The 1,688-nt window shown below is 44.2% G+C and carries 1 protein-coding gene; it reads left to right on the forward strand.

The window, feature by feature from the left end; genetic code table 11:
* Positions 1–1,362: IS110 family transposase (locus tag ACNA6I_RS23000; RefSeq protein ID WP_416314226.1), on the forward strand; the 1,362-nt coding region annotated here is incomplete at its 5' end.
* Positions 1,363–1,688 lie beyond the last annotated feature (326 nt).

Below are 1,688 nucleotides of genomic sequence, written 5' to 3' on the forward strand. Positions count from 1 at the left end.
AAGTATGGACCTATTGCACAAAAAAAGATCCTCCTTTATGATGCAGGTGCGAAGCCACACACAAAAAGGAGGATCTTTAACATGCATGATAATCGAAATGAACGCATTAATCAAATTTCTGAGGACACATTGGTGATTGGCGTCGACATCGCCAAGTGTGTACATTATGCCTGCGCAGTGGATGAACGAGGTAGGGAGGTCAAGAAAAGCTTCTCATTCCGTCAGTCCAGACAAGGCTTTGAAACCTTTTACGCTACCATCCTAAAGGTGATGGAATCTCATCAAAAGAAGAATGTAGTCGTTGGATTTGAACCTACCGGTCATTACTGGATGAATTTATCCTCGTACCTTACGGATCGGGGCATTCGCTTTGTTCTCGTCAATCCTCTCCATGTGAAGCAAACCAAAGAATTGGATGACAACCTACAGAGTAAAAACGATCCGAAAGACGCTCGTGTCATTGCCAAGATGATACCGCAAGGCTATTACAGTATTCCTCGTGACATGACTCCTATTGAAGCAGAGTTGCGTCATGGTTCGGCATTTAGGGCTCGTCTGAAAAAACAAGGAGCGTCGACTCAAAACCGGATCAAGCGATGGATTGATCTATACTTCCCTGAGTTTATTTCGGTTTATAAGTCCATTGGAATGAACGCCTCCACTGTTCTTTCTTCTTATCCTCTTCCGGAAGACCTTGTGAGAGAAGATCCTGAGAAGCTCTTGGAAAACCTCAGGAACCTGGGGGGTAAGCATTTCTCGGTTAAAAACCTTACTAAGCTTCTTGATGTCGCGGCCACATCTATTGGCTATCAGGAGAGTCCTGAAATGGCACGGGCAGAGATCCAAATTCTATTGACACAGATGAAGCTGCTTGAAGAACAACTGGTAAGCATAGAAAAGCAGTTAGTGACGTTGGCGAAACAGATGACAGATTTCGATCTGTTCCTTTCGGTCCCTGGTATTGGAGAAAACACCGTAGTAGAAATCCTTTCAGAAATAGGAGCCTTTTCACACTATAAGAGTCCACGCCAAATCCTAAAATTAGCGGGTCTTACGTTAGTCACCAATTCCTCGGGAAAAAAAGAAGGGAACAAGCGATTGTCTAAACGCGGGCGGAAACGGCTACGCTCCTTGATATATAAGGCGATTTTCCCGATTTTACACGCCATACCAGCGTTTCGGTCCCTGTACGATTACTATAGTGAACATCGCGAACACCCCGTCGCTAAGAAAGAAGCGTTGTTAATCCTATGTCGGAAATTGATTCAAGTCCTTCATGGTTTAAGCAAAAGGGGCGAAACATTCAATGAAGAGCGTATGGTAGCTGATATCTCCTTCTTTGGTAATCAAGAAGCTGCGTAACATCTACGCTCGCTTAATTAAAACAACCTAGACACTGAGAAGCCGGCACACACAAGACTTTCGACGATCATCTTAGATCAGTCCATGCAGGAGCATAAGCTGGCCTCTGCGTTAAGGCGAGACCCAACGAAGGAATGTGAGCACATAGATGCCAGGAGATATGGGAGGGTGAGTCCCCTTAACAAGCAGAGATCAAAGGTGCCCATAAGAATTAAAAAGGGGGGATTTATCCAATCTCCTGACGCAACGCGTAGGCTCGATCCCCTTTATTTTGAATAAATGATAAATGAAGGAATGAAGAAAATCCGAAAGGATATTCAAAAAAA

Source organism: Rossellomorea sp. FS2, assembly GCF_047915635.1.
GTDB lineage: Bacteria > Bacillota > Bacilli > Bacillales > Bacillaceae_B > Rossellomorea > Rossellomorea marisflavi_A.